Genomic DNA, 875 nt, shown 5'->3' on the forward strand with positions numbered 1-875 from the left:
GCACACGACGAACTGCGGCGTCAGCTCGAGCGCCTCGACGTAGCGCTGCGTCGCCATCCAGCTGCGCCCGGTGGCGATGGTCACCTCGTGTCCGGCATCGCGCAGCCGCGCCACTGCTTCAGGGACTCCCGGGCTCATCGACTCGTCCTGCAGCAGGATCGTGCCGTCGACGTCGAGCCCGACCAGCCACGGCGCGCTCACGCCTCGGGCTCCAGGATCTCGAGTCCGCCCAGGTACGGGCGCAGCACCTCGGGAACCCGCACCGAGCCGTCCGCCTGCTGATGCGTCTCGAGCAGCGCGACGATCCAGCGCGTGGTCGCGAGCGTTCCGTTCAGGGTCGCGACGTGCCGCGTCTTGGCCGTCTGCCCCTCCTCGGCCTCCGGACGATGCCGGATGTCGAGCCGACGGGCCTGATAGGTGGTGCAGTTCGATGTCGAGGTGAGCTCGCGGAACGCGCCCTGCGTCGGCACCCATGCCTCGATGTCGTACTTTCGGGCGGCACTCGACCCGAGGTCGCCCGCGGCGACGTCGATCACCCGGTAGGCGAGGCCGAGCGAGGTCAGCATCTCCTCCTGCAGCGCGACGAGCCGGAGGTGCTCTGCTTCGGCGTCTTCCGGGTTCGTGTAGACGAACATCTCGAGCTTGTTGAACTGGTGCACGCGGATGATGCCGCGGGTGTCCTTGCCGTGGGATCCTGCCTCACGTCGGTAGCACGTCGACCAGCCGGCGTACCGCAGCGCGCCCTTTCCGAGGTCGATGATCTCGTCCTTGTGGTACCCGGCGAGAGCGACCTCGCTGGTGCCGACGAGGTAGAGGTCGTCGTCCTTGTCGAGGTGATAGACCTCGTCGGCGTGCTCGCCGAGGAACCCCGTACC

General features: G+C 68.5%; 2 protein-coding genes. Both read right to left on the reverse strand.

Annotated elements, in window-relative coordinates:
* The coding region (locus J7E68_RS19690; protein WP_311416743.1) for an HAD hydrolase family protein at positions 1–201 on the reverse strand (201 nt) is incomplete at its 3' end.
* Positions 198–875, reverse strand: a 678-nt coding sequence (locus tag J7E68_RS08610) for an aminoacyl--tRNA ligase-related protein (protein WP_311416745.1), incomplete at its 5' end; no start/stop codon positions are given. The genes J7E68_RS08610 and J7E68_RS19690, both read right to left, overlap by 4 nt.

Origin of the sequence: Microbacterium sp. ISL-103 (assembly GCF_018613995.1) — a bacterium.
Taxonomy (GTDB): Bacteria; Actinomycetota; Actinomycetes; order Actinomycetales; family Microbacteriaceae; genus Microbacterium.